This window comes from Candidatus Paracaedibacteraceae bacterium, from assembly GCA_019636055.1.
In the GTDB taxonomy this organism is placed as follows: Bacteria; Pseudomonadota; Alphaproteobacteria; order Paracaedibacterales; family Paracaedibacteraceae; genus Paracaedibacter.
Map to the genome: position 1 here is coordinate 275,728 of JAHBYH010000002.1, position 16,283 is coordinate 292,010.

The 16,283-nt window shown below is 42.8% G+C and carries 11 protein-coding genes; 7 read left to right on the top strand and 4 right to left on the bottom strand.

Going from position 1 to position 16,283, the window contains the following annotated elements; translation table 11 throughout:
• The first annotated feature begins 20 nt into the window (after positions 1 to 20).
• Entirely contained in the window at positions 21 to 1,292 is a 1,272-nt protein-coding gene (gene rho, locus KF820_04800) for a transcription termination factor Rho (protein ID MBX3457659.1), read from the top strand.
• Between the two features lie 166 nt (positions 1,293 to 1,458).
• Here rho and KF820_04805 read toward each other — a convergent pair whose 3' ends face one another.
• From KF820_04805 to KF820_04815, 3 genes are all read right to left on the bottom strand, one after another.
• The gene (locus tag KF820_04805; GenBank protein ID MBX3457660.1) at positions 1,459 to 4,896 is read right to left on the bottom strand and encodes an indolepyruvate ferredoxin oxidoreductase family protein; all 3,438 of its coding nucleotides are present in this window, start codon (positions 4,894 to 4,896) and stop codon (positions 1,459 to 1,461) included.
• Positions 4,897 to 5,146: 250 nt separating this feature from the next.
• A complete protein-coding gene (locus tag KF820_04810) occupies positions 5,147 to 6,490 on the bottom strand; it encodes a M48 family metalloprotease (protein MBX3457661.1) in 1,344 nt (447 codons plus the stop codon).
• Between the two features lie 163 nt (positions 6,491 to 6,653).
• Entirely contained in the window at positions 6,654 to 7,988 is a 1,335-nt protein-coding gene (locus tag KF820_04815) for a UDP-glucose/GDP-mannose dehydrogenase family protein (protein MBX3457662.1), read from the bottom strand.
• Between the two features lie 134 nt (positions 7,989 to 8,122).
• On the opposite strand from KF820_04815, the gene KF820_04820 reads away from it, so the two are divergent.
• From KF820_04820 to KF820_04845, 6 genes are all read left to right on the top strand, one after another.
• Positions 8,123 to 9,064, top strand: coding sequence for an FAD-dependent thymidylate synthase (locus KF820_04820; GenBank protein ID MBX3457663.1), 942 nt, complete (start codon positions 8,123 to 8,125; stop codon positions 9,062 to 9,064).
• A 163-nt stretch (positions 9,065 to 9,227) separates the two neighbouring features.
• Positions 9,228 to 10,475 (top strand): 3-deoxy-D-manno-octulosonic acid transferase, encoded by a 1,248-nt coding sequence (locus KF820_04825; GenBank protein ID MBX3457664.1) that lies wholly within the window; start codon positions 9,228 to 9,230, stop codon positions 10,473 to 10,475.
• Positions 10,472 to 11,416, top strand: coding sequence for a tetraacyldisaccharide 4'-kinase (lpxK, locus tag KF820_04830; GenBank protein MBX3457665.1), 945 nt, complete (start codon positions 10,472 to 10,474; stop codon positions 11,414 to 11,416). The genes KF820_04825 and lpxK overlap by 4 nt, the downstream gene beginning before the upstream one ends.
• A 65-nt stretch (positions 11,417 to 11,481) precedes the next feature.
• On the top strand, positions 11,482 to 12,276 hold the full coding sequence (locus tag KF820_04835) for an aldolase (GenBank protein ID MBX3457666.1): 795 nt from the start codon (positions 11,482 to 11,484) through the stop codon (positions 12,274 to 12,276).
• Between the two features lie 8 nt (positions 12,277 to 12,284).
• A complete protein-coding gene (locus KF820_04840; protein MBX3457667.1) occupies positions 12,285 to 13,460 on the top strand; it encodes a hypothetical protein in 1,176 nt (391 codons plus the stop codon).
• Positions 13,461 to 13,463: 3 nt separating this feature from the next.
• A complete protein-coding gene (locus KF820_04845) occupies positions 13,464 to 14,675 on the top strand; it encodes a hypothetical protein (GenBank protein MBX3457668.1) in 1,212 nt (403 codons plus the stop codon).
• A gap of 61 nt (positions 14,676 to 14,736) precedes the next feature.
• Here the strand turns inward: KF820_04845 and KF820_04850 are convergent, their stop codons facing one another.
• The gene (locus KF820_04850; GenBank protein ID MBX3457669.1) at positions 14,737 to 16,236 is read right to left on the bottom strand and encodes a serine protease; all 1,500 of its coding nucleotides are present in this window, start codon (positions 16,234 to 16,236) and stop codon (positions 14,737 to 14,739) included.
• Positions 16,237 to 16,283: the final 47 nt, after the last annotated feature.

Consider the following 16,283-nt stretch of genomic DNA (forward strand, 5'->3'; position numbering starts at 1 on the left):
CCCATATACAGGACCGTTATATGCATCTTCAAGAATTGAAACGTCAATCACCCGCAGATTTATTGGCTAAGGCCGAAGAATTAGAAATCGAAAATGCCAGCTCTATGCGCAAGCAAGACCTGGTTTTTGCCATCTTAAAAAAGCTAGCTGAAAAAGATGTTGCTATTTTCGGGGACGGTGTCGTTGAAATTTTGCAGGATGGTTTTGGCTTTTTGCGCTCTCCTGAAGCAAACTATTTGCCTGGTCCTGATGATATTTATGTCTCGCCAAGCCAAGTTCGTCGTTATGGCCTGCGTACAGGAGATACCATCGAAGGTCAAATTCGCGCTCCTAAGGAAGGGGAACGTTATTTCGCTTTGCACAAAGTCAATAAAGTGAACTTTGATGAGCCGGAAAACCTAAAATATCGCATCAACTTTGATAACTTGACCCCGCTGTATCCCGATGAACGGCTTCGTCTTGAAGTTGAAGTTCCAACAAAATCTGGAAACAACAATGATTTATCCCAACGGGTGATTGATTTAGTTGCTCCCCTTGGAAAAGGTCAGCGTGCTCTTGTTGTTGCCCCGCCTCGTACTGGTAAGACTGTGATGTTGCAGAATATTGCGCATGCTATTACATCGAATCACCCAGAAGTATACTTGATTGTTCTGTTGATTGATGAACGTCCAGAAGAAGTCACGGACATGGCGCGGTCTGTTAAAGGCGAAGTTGTGTCTTCAACTTTTGATGAACCAGCGGCACGCCACGTACAGGTTGCTGAGATGGTTATTGAAAAGGCAAAACGTCTGGTGGAACAAAAACGCGATGTTGTAATTTTGCTCGACTCGATTACACGTCTTGCGCGGGCCTACAACACGGTTGTTCCGTCTTCGGGTAAGGTTCTGACCGGCGGTGTCGATGCAAACGCTCTACAGCGTCCTAAACGCTTTTTTGGTGCTGCTCGTAACATTGAGGAGGGTGGATCTTTGACCATTATCGCAACAGCTTTGATTGAAACCGGTTCCCGTATGGATGAAGTTATTTTCGAGGAATTCAAGGGTACGGGTAATGCTGAAATCGTTATGGACCGTAAACTTTCTGACAAACGCGTCTTCCCGGCAATTGATATTAACAAGTCCGGTACCCGTAAAGAAGAATTGTTGGTCACAGAAAAAGCCGAGCTAACTAAAATGTGGGTCTTGCGCCGTATTTTGAACCCAATGGGGACAATTGAAGCTATGGAATTCCTAGTCGATAAACTTAAATATAGCAAAACCAATCAGGATTTTTTCCAGTCCATGAATTCGTAAATAAAAAGCCCCGTAATCGGGGCTTTACCTTATAAGAATCACCTCCTACAACGAAAAAAGTGATTCTTATAGTTATTCCATTTGACCTTATTGAGCTTGGAAATTCGTCACATCGTTGCTTTTTGTTCCTGCTTCCAAACTCAAATGAAACAACTATATAATAATACTATTGGCGAGACACCCAATCTTTTTGAACACGATGGTGAGCTGCTTCTTTGACGTGACCATAACCGCGGATCTGTTGTGGAAGGGCCATAAACGTGCAAATCTCATCAAGATTATCAGGTGTGACTGTTGGTAAGATTGACTCAATAGCAGCAAGATAATCTTTGACCCATTGACGCTCCATTTTACGTTCAGCTGTATAACCAAAAATGTCCAATGCTGTTCCTCGTAAAAATTTCAAGCGAGCCAAGATTTTAAAGACAGGCATAATCCAGCCCCCAAACGTCATTTTCTGAAGTTCACCTTTTTCATTACGGCGAGCCAGGAGCGGTGGAGCTAAATGGAATTTTAGTTTCACGGGGCCATCAAATTGCTGAGCTAGGCGACGTTGAAAATCTCCGTTTGTATAAAGACGCGCAACTTCATACTCATCTTTGTAGGCCATGAGTCGATAGAGAGTTTGGGCAATAACGCGGGTTAATTTTTCTGTTCCCAAATCAATTTCACGCGCTCTGACTTTTTCTAGAGCTGTGTGATAGGTGTCGGCATAGGATCGGTTTTGATAGTCCTCTAGGAATCGTGTTCGGCGCTCAATAAGTTCCCCTAAGGATTCACTCAGGCGGTGATCCGGATCAACTGGTTTATCTTTGTGAGCAAAACCTTGAACGCTCAGTATATCCACGGCAGCCAAGCGCCCCCAGTTAAAAGCTAAAATATTATCCGCAACCGAGACACCATTTAAACGAATTGCTTCAATGATGGACTCGGATGATAATGGAATGAGTCCTTTTTGTGTCGCATAACCAACCATGAATAAGTTTGTCATGATCGAATCACCCATCAGGTTTGTGGCGAGATCCTGAGCTTCGATAAACTCAACATTTGCACCGCCTGCAACTGATTTAATGTCATTTTCCATCGCTGTTTCAGGGAAGACATAATCAGGGTTTTTGGTAAAATGACCGGTGATCGTTTGGTGTGAATTCACTAATACTTTGGTTTTTCCGTGGGTGATTTTATCCAGTCCCTCTTGACCTGCCGTGACAACAATATCAAAACCTAAGAGTAAATCAGCCCCGCGACTGGCAACACGGGTGGCGTGGATTTTGTCCGGAGATTTTGCGATTTTTAAGTGGCTGACAACGGCTCCGCCTTTTTGGGCAAGACCAGCCATATCAACAATCGAGCAGCCTTTTCCTTCAAGGTGAGCAGCCATCCCAAGTAAAGCACCGATGGTTGTAACCCCTGTTCCCCCAACGCCGGTGATAAAGATATTATAAGGGATTTCACCTAATTCTTTGGATGAAGGGGCTGGAAGTGTCTCGAATAGAGCTGCGGGGGAGGTGGCGGCTTCTGGTTTCCTGATTTTCCCGTCGATCACTGAGACAAAACTTGGGCAGAATCCATTCACACAGGAAAAATCCTTATTACAGGTGGATTGGTCTATGGTGCGTTTGCGCCCCCATTCTGTTTCTAAGGGGGTTACCGATAAACAGTTGGATTTTTTACTACAATCACCACATCCTTCGCAGACGGATTCATTAATAAAGATACGGCGGTTGGGATCGTCCATGAGACCCCGCTTGCGACGACGACGCTTTTCAGCGGCACAGGTTTGATCATAAATCAGGGCTGTTGTCCCTGGGGTCTCTTTGAGTTCTTCTTGAATTTTTTGCAGGTCATGTCGATGATTGACAGTCACACCCGGTGCAAAATTAGCGTCTTTTGGATATTTATCGGGCTGATCTGTGACGATTGCAATGCGACGAACCCGTTCTGCGTATAATTGCTGGGTAATATCACCCACAGATAACGGACCATCAACGGGCTGACCACCCGTCATAGCAACAGCATCATTATACAAAATCTTATAGGTGATGTTAACGCCAGAAGCAACAGCGGCTCGGATCGCAAGAAGGCCTGAGTGGTAATAGGTTCCGTCACCTAAATTGGCAAAAATATGGTTTTCATTGGTGAAGGGGGCTGCTCCGATCCACGGAACCCCTTCCCCACCCATTTGGGTAAAAGTGGTGGTGCGATGGTCAATCCATGTGGCCATATAGTGGCAGCCAATCCCGGCAACCGCGCGACTTCCTTCTGGCAGTTGTGTTGTTGAGGTATTGTGGGGGCAGCCAGAACAATAGTAAGGAAGGCGCAATAATTTTGCCTCAAAGGTTGCCTTTTGGGTTTCAACGTCAATTGCACGGGTAAAACGATCTTGATACGGCTCAAATCCTGGTACTTGTCGCCATACTTGTGCTAAGCCTGCCGCAATTTTTTGACTGTTTAATTCATAAACAGATGGCAAAAGAGGGTGATTGTTTTGATCCGTCTTTCCAAAAATCTGCGGACGCTGGTCGGCAGGGAGATTGTATAACAACTCTTTGAGCTGATTTTCGATGAGGGGGCGTTTTTCTTCGACAACGATAACATGGTCTAGCCCGCGACAGAACTCAAGAATGCCTTGTGGTTCAAGAGGCCATGAGACAACAACTTTGTATAAGTTGATCCCCAGAAGTTGAGCTGCTGCTTCATCGATGCCTAAATCTGCTAAGGCTTGACGCAGTTCTAGATACCCTTTTCCAACAGCAACTAATCCAATACGGGCTCGCGGATAATTCCAGATTTTCAGATCTAGACCATTGGCGCGAACGAATGCCGGGATGGCTTTCATTTTGAAGTCGTGCATACGGCGCTCTTGCTCTACCGGGATATCAGGCCAGCGTAAGCTAAGGCCACCCTGTGGCATGTCAAAGTCTTGGGGTAAACGAATATTAATGCGGCCTAAATCAACAGCAACGGATGCAGCTGTGTCAACCGTATCGGACAGCATTTTAAAGCCGACCCATACGCCTGCATAACGAGACAAAGCCCAGCCATAGAGACCAAGATCCAAAACATCTTGGACTGTTGCCGGATGAATCGTTGGGATAAAGGCGTCAACAAAAGCGTATTCGCTTTGATGGGGGAGTGTCGATGATTTACAGGCATGGTCATCACCGGCCAAGGCTAAGACACCACCAAAAGCTGAGGTTCCGGCAAAGTTAGCGTGTTTGAGAACGTCTCCTGTGCGGTCAACGCCGGGACCTTTACCATACCACATTCCAAACACACCCTGAACTTTGGCTTGGGGAGAGAGGTGAACTTGTTGACTTCCCCAAACGGCTGTTGCGCCTAAATCTTCGTTGACTCCGGGTTGAAATTCAATGTGGTGGTTTTTTAAATAGGGTTTTGCTTTCCACAATGCTTGGTCAAATCCGCCGAGGGGAGACCCACGGTAGCCTGAGATAAAACCGGCTGTATTAAGGCCATTCTTTTGATCCAGTCGCCATTGCATCATAGGGAGCCGCACAAGAGCTTGGGTCCCTGTGGTAAATATATATCCTGAGTCTAGAGTGTATTTATCGTCAAGGTCGACGGTTCTTAGGGTGATAGTCATTTTAGGCTCCATCCACTAACGTAATTTTTTTCAGTCTAATTCACAATGACTCTGAGTACTAGAATTTCTTTGAACCAATTTCCAATATAATGTTCTTGATATACCAACTAATGGTTGATATTTGAATTATTATAAGCCTTTAGTTTGTATAATGCCTCTTGTTTTAAGTTTCTCGAGCTCTTAATATTGCCATTCTTTCTGACAATGTCCCATCCTTGCTCGTTGTTTCCTGCCGGAAAACCAACAGGACTTAGGCAATCGGAGCTTTTCCAACAGTCTTCATTTCGTGTTGGAGATCGAGAGCACGTTGGTGACTGGGGGTTCCTTTACGCAGTTCTTTAATTGCTTGTGTCACTTTTGATCGTGTTAGATCGATATCCCCTTTGGCATAGGCTTCTTCGGCTATCGCAAGAGATGCCAGACCGGGGTTGTTACTATTTCCTTCGGCTATGGCAAGCAATCTGAATGCAAAAGCATTATCCGGGTCTTTTTGAGTAATCGGGATTAATATAGCTTTTGCTTTCATGGCTCGATTCGGATCTTTGGATTCTAGAATTGCATGGGCGAGCATTACTCTGAGGTATTTAGCTTTGGGTCGGCTTTTGGAGGCTGTCTCTAAGCATTGGATAGATTCGGGGATTTTACCTGTATCGAACAGAATTTGACCTTTCATTTCGTGATACCACCCACTATTGGTGGATTTGATTAAGCTATCGAGTTCTGATAAGGCTTCTGGATACCGTCCCAAACGATATAAAGCAATTGCTTTGGCGTATTGTTGACCTTCAGCAGACAATTTTTTGCGACCTAAATTTTGTAATAATGATCGGGGGTCGTCAAAGAAACCAAGAACTTTGGCGCGAAGTCTTTGGAAGTTTGCCTCAATCGCAGCGGGCGGTGTTTGGTTGGGGTGAAGTTTTGCATGATCATCGACGGCTTTAATTCGTTCTGACGTCATCGGGTGGGACATGGCATAGGGACTAAGTTGTTGGGCGTATAAAGCCATCTTTTCATCAATAATTTTAAAGAAATCACGCATTCCTGTGACGCCCCAGCCCAATTGATCAAGGTATTTCATGGCTGCTTGGTCGGCCGATGATTCTTGAGTTCGGCTAAATTTCAACATACCGCGTTCAAAGACATGCCCTCCGCCATAAATACCGGCAGCTAAGAGGGATGGATTGCCGGTTGCAAGGGCGAGGGCTCCGCCTAAGATTAGGGCCGCTCCGGCAGGAATTAATGCTTCGGTTGCAGCTTGGTCTATTCTTGAGACGTGCCCACCTGCAATATGCCCAACTTCGTGAGCCAAAACGCCTAAGAGTTGGCTCGCATTTTCACATTTTGCAATGAGACCGGATTGGATCATAATAACGCCACCAACAGTGGCGGCGGCGTTAATTTCTGGATTGACGACAAGGTAAATTTTGGGTTTGTGGTCTTTTAAGCCTGCGACTTTAAAGAGACTCGTAATCCAATCACTGAGCAATTCTTCAATTTCATCATCAACAATAACTGATCCTTGTTTGAACTCAATCACAGCATAAGAAATCTGGGGAATGATTAGCAGAGCAATAAGTGACAGGATTTTAATCATAAAGCATGCCTTTCAATTGTACCAATCATGATAAATAAGTCCTACAGCGAATTTTGCGGAACATCGGCTTTGCGCGCACACTGTATGTACGTTTGCGCAGCCTCGCCCTTAAATGCATTCATATTACTTACAGTATTGGCACACTTGACCCTAAAATCAAGGGCTAAGCCACTTGTTTCATTAAGGATTTATAGGTTGGGCGTCCAACGGAAATATAGTCAAAACCAGAAGTGATCACTTCATCTGGCTTATAAATATTGCGCAGATCAACTAATACGGGTGACTTAACGATTGTCCTAAGGTGCTTTAGATCAAGGGCTCTGAATTCATTCCATTCTGTTAGAATCACAATGGCGTCACACCCGGTGACGGCCTCTGTTGAGGACGAGCAAAAGTCAACATTTGAAAACATCTGTTTTGCATGATCCATACCAACTGGATCATAAGCTTTGATCTTGGCACCAAGGCGTTGCAGTTCTGGTATGACTGTCAAGCTTGGGGCGTCACGCATATCATCTGTATTTGGTTTAAATGTTAATCCGAGAATACCAATGGTTTTACCTGACCCAGATCCGCCAACAGCTTCAATAACGCGAGATGCCATGTGAAGTTTACGCTGGTCGTTCGATTCAATCACAGCTTCAACAATACGGCTTGGGACCTTAAGGTGTTGGGCTGTATGAGCAAGAGCTTTCGTGTCCTTGGGGAAGCAAGATCCACCATAACCAGGTCCAGCATGGAGGAATTTACGCCCAATACGACCGTCAAGACCAATGGCTTTGGCAACATCTTGAACATCTGCTCCTGCGGCTTCACATAAATTTGCCATTTCGTTAATAAAAGCAATCTTAGTGGCCAAAAAGGCGTTAGCTGCATATTTAATAATTTCAGCTGTTTCAATGCCTGTGAAAACGATCGGTGTTTCAATCAGGTATAGGGGACGATAAAGTTGTTTTAAAATGCTGCGGGCAGCTTCGGATTCTGTACCGATGACAACACGATCCGGGCGCATGAAATCGTTAATAGCAGCACCTTCGCGTAAAAATTCCGGATTAGAAGCAACATCAAATTTGGCGGATGGATTGGTTTTTTGGATAATGGAGTGAATTTTTCGGGCGGTTCCAACGGGGACGGTCGACTTTGTCACCACAACAACATAATCTGTAATGTTGCGGGCAATTTCTTCTGCGGCGGCAAAAACGTAGGATAAATCGGCTTCGCCACTATGCTCTGAGGTTGGTGTCCCAACAGCTAAAAAGATCGCATCTGCACCAACCATAGCTTCTTTGAGATTATCTGTGAAAGACAAACGGCCAGACTTGAGGCCTTGGGCTAAAAGTGAGTCTAACCCCGGTTCGTAAATTGGGGATAATCCTTGCTTAAGCTTTGCTAGTTTTGCTTGATCCTTATCAACACACGTAATTGTGTGGCCAAATTCAGCAAAACAAGCCCCGGTCACAAGACCAACATATCCGGATCCAACGATGGTAACGCGCATGGAGTAACTCACTTCCTAATATTATTCTTTGATAGTATAGGGATTATGTGTGGAATCTTCAAGATTTCTAGTGGCATAAATTTGTACGAGCATGTAGTCTATTAAGTAATGAAATTGATACAAGGTGGAATGTTATGTCATTGAATGCTCTGCAAACTCAAGAAATCCTCAATCAACAAAAGGAAATGCACCAAACACGACGGGCAACTGTACCGGCGTTAGAAGAAATACTCTTTGATGCGATTCCATTGCTGGATCACGGTTTTATTCGTGTGATTGACTATATGGGAGATGACTCCGCGATTGTTCAAGCTGCTCGTGTTTCCTATGGTAAAGGCACCAAGAAAATCTCAGAAGATCAAGGTTTGATCAATTATTTGATGCGTCATCGCCATTCTACGCCGTTTGAAATGTGCGAAATTAAATTCCATATTAAATTACCAATCTTTGTTGCGCGCCAGTGGATTCGTCATCGTACCGCCAATGTGAATGAATATTCGGCACGGTATTCTATCCTTGATAAAGAATTTTATATTCCGCAACCGGAACATTTGGCATCCCAGTCTAAAGTTAATAATCAAGGTCGAGGAGATGTTTTGGATGGGGAAAGAGCGGCACGTGTTATGCAGTTGCTAAAAGAAGATGCTTGCCGAGCTTATGACCATTATCAAGTGATGCTTAATGAAACCGAAACCGGTGAAAAAATTGACGAAAACGAAGATGGCTTGGCTCGTGAATTGGCTCGTATGAATCTGCCCGTCAATTTTTATACCCAATGGTATTGGAAGATTGACTTGCATAATCTGATGCATTTTTTGTCGCTACGCGCGGACTCCCATGCTCAGTACGAAATTCGCGTTTATGCCGAAGCCATGTTAGACGTTCTCAAAAAATGGGTTCCAATCACCTATCAAGCCTTTACAGATTACCGGGTGGGGTCTGCTCATTTATCCGCCAAGGGGTTGGATGTTGTGCGCTCTCTTTTAAATGGTAAAAAAATGACGCGTGAAGAATCTAAAATGGGCATTCGAGAATGGCGTGAACTTGAGGCTGTTTTACAAACAAAATTGGATTAAGTCACTCCCTTTGACTCTCTAACAGAGTCATGAATCTTATGATTAGCTCTTTAATTCCGTGTGGAACAACTTTAATTTTCAACTCTCCCTTTGCGGGAGACGCCTCCCGACGCCAAGGCTTTGGGAGACAGGTCGCCTGAAAGGCGGATGAGGGGTAACCCAAATGCTTAGATTATATCAGTGGTTAGTGATTCTAACAGCACCCTTTTTGAAGATCCATTTGCGGCGACGACTTGCGCGTGGGAAAGAAGACCCTGCAAGGTTGTATGAGCGTTTTGGCGGTGCCTCTTTGCCACGTCCTAAGGGAAAATTGGTTTGGATTCATGCAGCGAGTGTGGGAGAGTCTATCTCTGTTTTAAAGCTTATTCAGGATTTAACAGACCAACACCCTAAGATCAAAATTCTGTTAACAACAGGGACTGTAACGTCAGCACGTTTGATGGCACAACGATTGCCTAAATCTGTGATTCACCAATATATCCCGTTAGATGTGCCAAATTGGATGGCTCGGTTTTTGGATCATTGGCAACCTAATCATGTCATAATTCTGGAATCTGAGCTTTGGCCAAATATGCTCTCAGCAATAAAACAACGAAATTTATCGTGTTGGTTGGTGAACGCACGGTTATCTCCTAAGAGTTATCGTCGTTGGTGGTATTTAAAAGGGACATTTTCATCGCTCATGTCATCCTTTGATAAGATTTTTACGCCTACTTCTGAAACCCTAGAGCGTTTAAAAGATTTGGGGGCAAATCAGGCTGAACTTTCTGTTAATTTGAAATACACAACTGACCCTCTCCCCTTTGAGATTCAAGAGGTTACGGCTCTAAAAAAATCTCTTAAACGTCCGATTATTGCCGTTGTCAGTACGCACGCAGGTGAAGAGTCGTTTATTTTAGAAAGTATCCACATTTTGAGAAAAGAACACCCAAAGCTTCTGGTGATTCTCGCACCTCGACATCCCGATCGAGCTGAGACGGTATTGGGGATTTTAGCTGATCAGAGGATGAGCGTTGCTAGGCGTTCGCTTCGTGAGATCCCCTCTCAAAAAACGGATGTTTGGTTGATTGATACGATTGGTGATTTGGGGTTGGTTTATTCCTTGGCTCCTGTTTGTGTCTTAGGGGGATCTTTTGAAGCTATTGGCGGGCATAATCCCATTGAGCCTTATAATTTAGGGTGCATTGTTGTTCAGGGAAAACATACCTTTAACTTTACGGACACTAATCAGATTTTAGCTTCAGCTTTGACAGCAGTGACAACGCAGGCTGAGTTGTCAAAGGCATTATTGTCGTTATATGGTGACTCCACTTTAGTTGAAACCAAAAAGGCATTTGGCCAACAGGTCTTAGCCTCTCAAAAACGCGGATTAGAAATTTTGATACAGGAAGTCGTTGAGGCTGTTTCATGATGAAAGCGCCAAAGTTTTGGTATAAAAAATCTATCCTAAGTCTCCTTTTATCCCCTTTTGGTTGGATTTATGGGGTGATGGTTTGGTGTCGGTTAAAGAAATCTCAACCCAAGCTGGGTGTTCCTGTTTTGTGTGTTGGAAATCTGACATTGGGGGGATCAGGTAAAACGCCTGTTGTTATTGGTCTTGTCCAAGCTTTGAAGCAACAGGGACATGTGCCTCACATTCTAACCCGCGGATATGGTGGAAAAGGCTGGCAATCCGTTCAAGTAGATCTAAAAAAGCACACGGCTGATGATGTTGGGGATGAACCGATTTTACTAGCTTCATATGCTCCAACGTGGGTTGGTGGAAATCGCTATGCCTCAGGACAACGAGCTATAAAGGCCGGAGCAACCATTCTTGTGATGGATGATGGGTTGCAAAACCCAAGTCTATATCAGGACATTAAAATCGGTGTTTTCGATGGGAGTATCCCCATGAACAATATTTGTACATTTCCGGCTGGCCCTCTACGTGAAAATTTTTCAAAAGGCCTAAAACGTTTGGACATTATGGTTTTGTTGAATTTTGAAGAACAACCAATTTGGGCAGATTCAGACCGGTGTGTGATTGGACAAACGGTGACAGATCAACAGCCAGAATTTTCTTCTTATATTGCTTTTGCTGGGATTGGTTATCCAGATAAATTTTTTAACTTTTTAGATAAAATGAGATTTAATGTTATTGAACGACTTTCATTCCCTGATCATCATGTTTATACATGCCAAGAAATCGAAGTGCTTTTAGAAAAAGCAAAAATTCAACAAGCGCAACTCATTACTACTGAAAAAGACTTGGTTAAATTTCCCAAAAATGTTAAAAAAAACATTCAGCCCTTAAAAATAAGGTTAGAGTTGGACTGGACTGAAATAGTTAACAAAGCGTTAAAAAAAAATTAACTCTTTCTTAACTTTGATTGAAAAACAATTAAGAATAAGAAGTTTTTATTTAGGTGGTTTGAACAATGAACGCCCTTGAAAAAGAAATGTTATCCCTGTTAAAAATTGGTCGTGATAGTTATGGGTTTACCCATGTCCGCGCAGAATTTGAAGCAGAAGGGGTGCGGGAAGACGACCTGTTTCGCTTAGCAGAATTAACATTCAGGGCAGATCTCAACCTCATGCTAAAAATTGGGGGCAGTGAAGCTGTTTCCGATTTGTTCAAAGCCAAACAAGTTGGTGCTACAACGATTATTGCACCCATGGTTGAATCATCCTATGCAACGTGCAAGTTTATCCAATCTGTCAAGCGTGCCTATACAGAATCTGAGCGACCTGAAATGGAGTTTTTGGTTAATATTGAAACAATCCAAGGCTATGAGCAACGGGAAGCTATTGGTGATAAAATTGCGGATAATGGATTAACCGGGGTTGTTTTTGGGCGGGTTGATTTTTGTGGTTCCTTGGGGTTGGGACGCAAGGATCTTAATGGATCCGAGATTACACGCCGTATTAAGGATGTGGCTCATCTTTGCCAAGATCGGAACCTCTTTTTTGCTGTCGGTGGCGGTGTTGATGCGGAAAGCGTTCCGTCCTTGAAAGAAATTTCACAAACCTACCTTAACCGTTATGAAACCCGTAAAATTGCCTTTGATGCAGGGGCTCTTGCTTCAGGGAATGCTTCGCAAGGTTTGATGGAAGCATCCCGTTTTGAACTATTGTGGATTCGAAACAAAGCGAGTTATTACAAATCTATTTCCCAAGAAGACCAAGATCGGTTAAAGTTGCTAGAACGACGAGTCATTGCCCTTGTGGCATAGGATTATGAATGGGTAGAGTGTTTGGATCGACATGTTTAATAGCAGGAACCGCCATCGGGGCGGGTGTCTTAGCTTTGCCTATGGTGTTGATTCACCTCAGCCTCGTGCAGTCCATTATTTTAATGGCTGTCGTTTGGCTTATTGCTTATTATTCAGCATTGTTGGGATCAGAGCTTGTATTAAGGGCAAAGGCGCCATTGTCACTAGGATCTTTGAGTGAGAAATACAGTGGCCATGGTGCTCATGTTTTTGGGCAAATTTGTTTTCTTGGGCTTTGCTATGCTCTGTTGTCAGCCTATCTATCTGGAACATCTTCATTAGTGTTGGTAGCTAAACCCGACTGGGATACGTCGTTAGTCTTAGGTTTATCGTCGATTTCCTATTTGTTTGTCCTCGTCCTATCTTTAGGAATCATTGATAAAATCAATCGTGTTTTGTTTTTGATTATGTTAATGATTTTAATTGGGTTTACTGGAATTCTTGGCCAGTTTATCGATTGGAAAATACCTGTATTAGAAGGATTGCAGACGGGATCAATATCATCTATGTTGGCTGCTGTTCCTGTTGTCTTCACATCGTTTGGCTTTCAAATTATTTTTCACACCATTGGTCAGTATTTGAATTTATGTCCAACCAAAATGAGGCGGTCTTTTTTCTGGGGAAGCTTCATACCAGCATGTGCTTATGTAGTTTGGACCTGTGTGAGTTTATTGGCTATTTCTAGCAAGAACCCTGATCTTATTGGGGCAATTCAGCAAAAACCCTTGGATGTTGGACAGTTTATGACTGTGCTGGGATCAATTACTCAGTCGCTAGTATTTACGAAACTATCTTGGGTTCTGTCAATTCTAGCAATTGTAACTTCCGGAATTGGGGTTGGTTTGGGGTTGGTTCATACCCTTGAAACTTACTTAAAAAATAGATTTATGTCCGCCCTGGTGACGATTATTCCTGCGTATCTTGTGGTTTCTTTTATTCCGGGCGCTTTTATTAAAGCCTTGGGGTTTGCTGGGATGATTCTTGTGGTAATCGCATTATTGCTCCCAATCTACCTTCTCTATCGGTCTGACGACCGAGATACATTTTACTCTATTTTAAAAAATAAATTATTACGATGGATTATGGTTCTGCTTAGTTTTGGAATCATGGCCATTGAGATTGCTCACTTATTAAACTGGTTATAAAAAATGAATAGAACCTTTGGTTCAATCTGCATGATTGCAGGAACAGCTATCGGTGCAGGTATGATTGCTCTACCGATGACGCTTGCCAAACTCGGTGTATTAGGCAGCTTAACATTAATGTTGGGGACATGGCTTGTTATTTATTATTCGGCGTTAATAGGCTCTGAATTAACATTGCGGGTTAAAGAAAATTTATCCCTGAACGAGATTGCTCATCGTTTGAGTGGTAAGGGAACTGCATTCGCTGCCATGGCATGTGTGATGATTCTATCCTATGCCTTAATTGCTGCTTATTTATATGGAGGAAGCTCTATTACTGCATCCATATGCCAATCTTTGTGGGGGGAAAGTCCTGATCCATATAACCTCATTCAGTATTTTTCATTAGCAATGATGGTTGTATTGGTTCTGGGGATCACTTGGGTTGATTATATCAATCGCTTGATGTTTTTTGCCCTCATCGGTATTTTGGGCGTCACTATTGTTGGATTAGGGGTGACTGTTAATTTTCAATCGTTGCCAACGTTAACCGATAAAACTTTTGATGTTTCCACGTGGACGGTTGCGATTCCTGTGATCTTTACGTCTTTTGGTTTTCAGATGATGATTCCTGCTATGTCAGGGTATTTGAATCGGGATAGTCACCTTTTAAAAACAGCTTTTCTTTGGGGGAGCTTAATTCCTGTTGCGATCTATTTAGCGTGGACAGTATCAACTCTTGGCACCTTGACAACGCATCATATTGATTCTTTTAATCAGGTTCTGTCTGGGACCATTGATGTGGGTGATTTTGTCAAAATGCTCTCGAGTTCGGCTTCATGGCGTCATTTACAGCATTTGGTCTGGGGGGTATCTTTTTTTGCGATTATCACCTCTGCTTTTGGGGTGGCGTTGGGATTGATCGATTTATGGAAGCGCTTATTGGCCCATAGATTTCAGGGGGTTGTCCTGCAAAGCGTGGCGGCATTTTTAACAATAGTTCCATCTTTTATTATTGCCTTGTTAACACCGGGAGCCTTTATTAAAGCTTTGGGATTTGCTGGGATGATTTTGGTTGTAATTGCCATTGTTTTGCCAATCTATCTTTTGTTCAAAAGCGACCAGAATAGTAAAATGACTTATTTTAAGATCACTCAGCATAAAGGCCTAAGAGTATTAGTCCTAGGCCTTGCTTTTGGATTGATTGCCTGTGAGATCTGGAATTTATATCAATAATAAATAGTCTGGAAGGCCCTACGTAGCCTTGTCCTTGGATTTACCGTACTCCTTATTGATATTATTCAATCTCTTTTGAATCCCATTCGAGTGACTTATCATTAAAGGTATAGAGCTTGGGTGAATCAAATTTACCCTCATAGGTAATGATCGCCATACGTTCTTGCCGATCCATACTTGAAAAACTCCCGAGTCCTATTGATCCTTGATAATCAACAAAGCGAACAGTAAATGTTTTTTTCTTATTAAGTTCCGGGATTATTTTTTGGAGCTCTTCAAGACTTGAAACTTTTTTGCCATCCAGTTCACGAATCATGAAGAGGCGAGATGATGGAAAAAAGGGGTGGCTAAAAACTTCACCTTTGGTTATAGACTTAAATGGTGATGTTTGTCCCATACCCATGACAAAAACACCTGGTTTTTGTTCACCAAACAAATATTTAACATATTCATTTCCTTCAAACCAAGTTACATCAGCAAAAGAAACAAACTTTTTATAGGGTGAGGTAGATAAAAGTGTTGGGGTTACTTTAACATCCAGAAGCTTACCATTTTGGTAAATCCCTAAAGTAATTTCCTTACCTTGGGCATGATTAACAATTTTTTCAAAGTCATACAGGTTTGGCCCAACAAGGTCCCCGTTGACTGACCACAAAACATCCCCAATTTCAATAGATTCGCTTGCCTTTGTTCCCTTAACTGTCCCTTGAATAACAGCAATTTTATTGTGAGAATCAGGAAATTTCTCTTTGTATGTTGCAATAGCTTCTTTTGATAGGATCCCTGCTTTTTCATAATCTGACAATGATCCGTAACCAGGGACAGCACCGGTTGTGTAAATTTCTGGAATCTTATCTTGCTTTAGAGCGACTAGAGCATCTTGAATATAACTAATGGGTAGGCCCGATCCAGAGGTGAATTTTCCGCCGTAAACAATACCAACAACTTTTCCTAGATCATCAAAAATTGGCGACCCGCTGGCCCCGCCAACCGTAAGACCTGAAAAACTAAAGGATTGCTCGCCATAAGGGCCAAGGTTTTCAAAAATACTATACACAGTTCCTTTGAAGGTAGAAAACTCATCGCGTGCCGAATTTCCCATAGAATAAACCGTATCATTAACACTAATGGGTTTTTGAGAAAATTCTAGAGCAATGGCTGTTTTGGGTAGTTTTTCCGGATTAACTTTTAAAAAGGCATAGTCCCCTAATGTTGCAAATGGGATGTGTTTAGCCTCTGCTGATGAACCGTCTGAAAATTTAACAGAATAGGTGCTGACTGTCATGTCGCCAGCGACGTGTTTATTGGTAGCAATTATGCCTTTATCACGATCAACAATGAATCCGCTACCAGCCCAAGAAACCCGCTCATTGGCATCAACATTCGCATAGGTTTTAACATCAATGACAACAACACCCTTGCGAACAAGGTCTAGGATTCTTTTTTTTCCTTTTGAATCAACTGGTTGTTCCTCTTGTAACGGTTGAGAAATTGCTGTTTCGGTTGCATGTATCTGGGACAAAGAAGACAATAAAAGAGCAATTAACAATTTTTGTGGCATTTTGTGGGCTCCTGTTGTGAATTAAATCATTTAAAAGATAGGTTAAG

Bases quoted from the DNA above. Each gene is read 5' to 3' on its own strand.
- rho (MBX3457659.1), top strand. From the start codon at position 21: ATGCATCTTCAAGAATTGAAACGTCAATCACCCGCAGATTTATTGGCT.
- KF820_04805 (MBX3457660.1), bottom strand. From the start codon at position 4,896: ATGACTATCACCCTAAGAACCGTCGACCTTGACGATAAATACACTCTA.
- KF820_04810 (MBX3457661.1), bottom strand. From the start codon at position 6,490: ATGATTAAAATCCTGTCACTTATTGCTCTGCTAATCATTCCCCAGATT.
- KF820_04815 (MBX3457662.1), bottom strand. From the start codon at position 7,988: ATGCGCGTTACCATCGTTGGATCCGGATATGTTGGTCTTGTGACCGGG.
- KF820_04820 (MBX3457663.1), top strand. From the start codon at position 8,123: ATGTCATTGAATGCTCTGCAAACTCAAGAAATCCTCAATCAACAAAAG.
- KF820_04825 (MBX3457664.1), top strand. From the start codon at position 9,228: ATGCTTAGATTATATCAGTGGTTAGTGATTCTAACAGCACCCTTTTTG.
- lpxK (MBX3457665.1), top strand. From the start codon at position 10,472: ATGATGAAAGCGCCAAAGTTTTGGTATAAAAAATCTATCCTAAGTCTC.
- KF820_04835 (MBX3457666.1), top strand. From the start codon at position 11,482: ATGAACGCCCTTGAAAAAGAAATGTTATCCCTGTTAAAAATTGGTCGT.
- KF820_04840 (MBX3457667.1), top strand. From the start codon at position 12,285: ATGGGTAGAGTGTTTGGATCGACATGTTTAATAGCAGGAACCGCCATC.
- KF820_04845 (MBX3457668.1), top strand. From the start codon at position 13,464: ATGAATAGAACCTTTGGTTCAATCTGCATGATTGCAGGAACAGCTATC.
- KF820_04850 (MBX3457669.1), bottom strand. From the start codon at position 16,236: ATGCCACAAAAATTGTTAATTGCTCTTTTATTGTCTTCTTTGTCCCAG.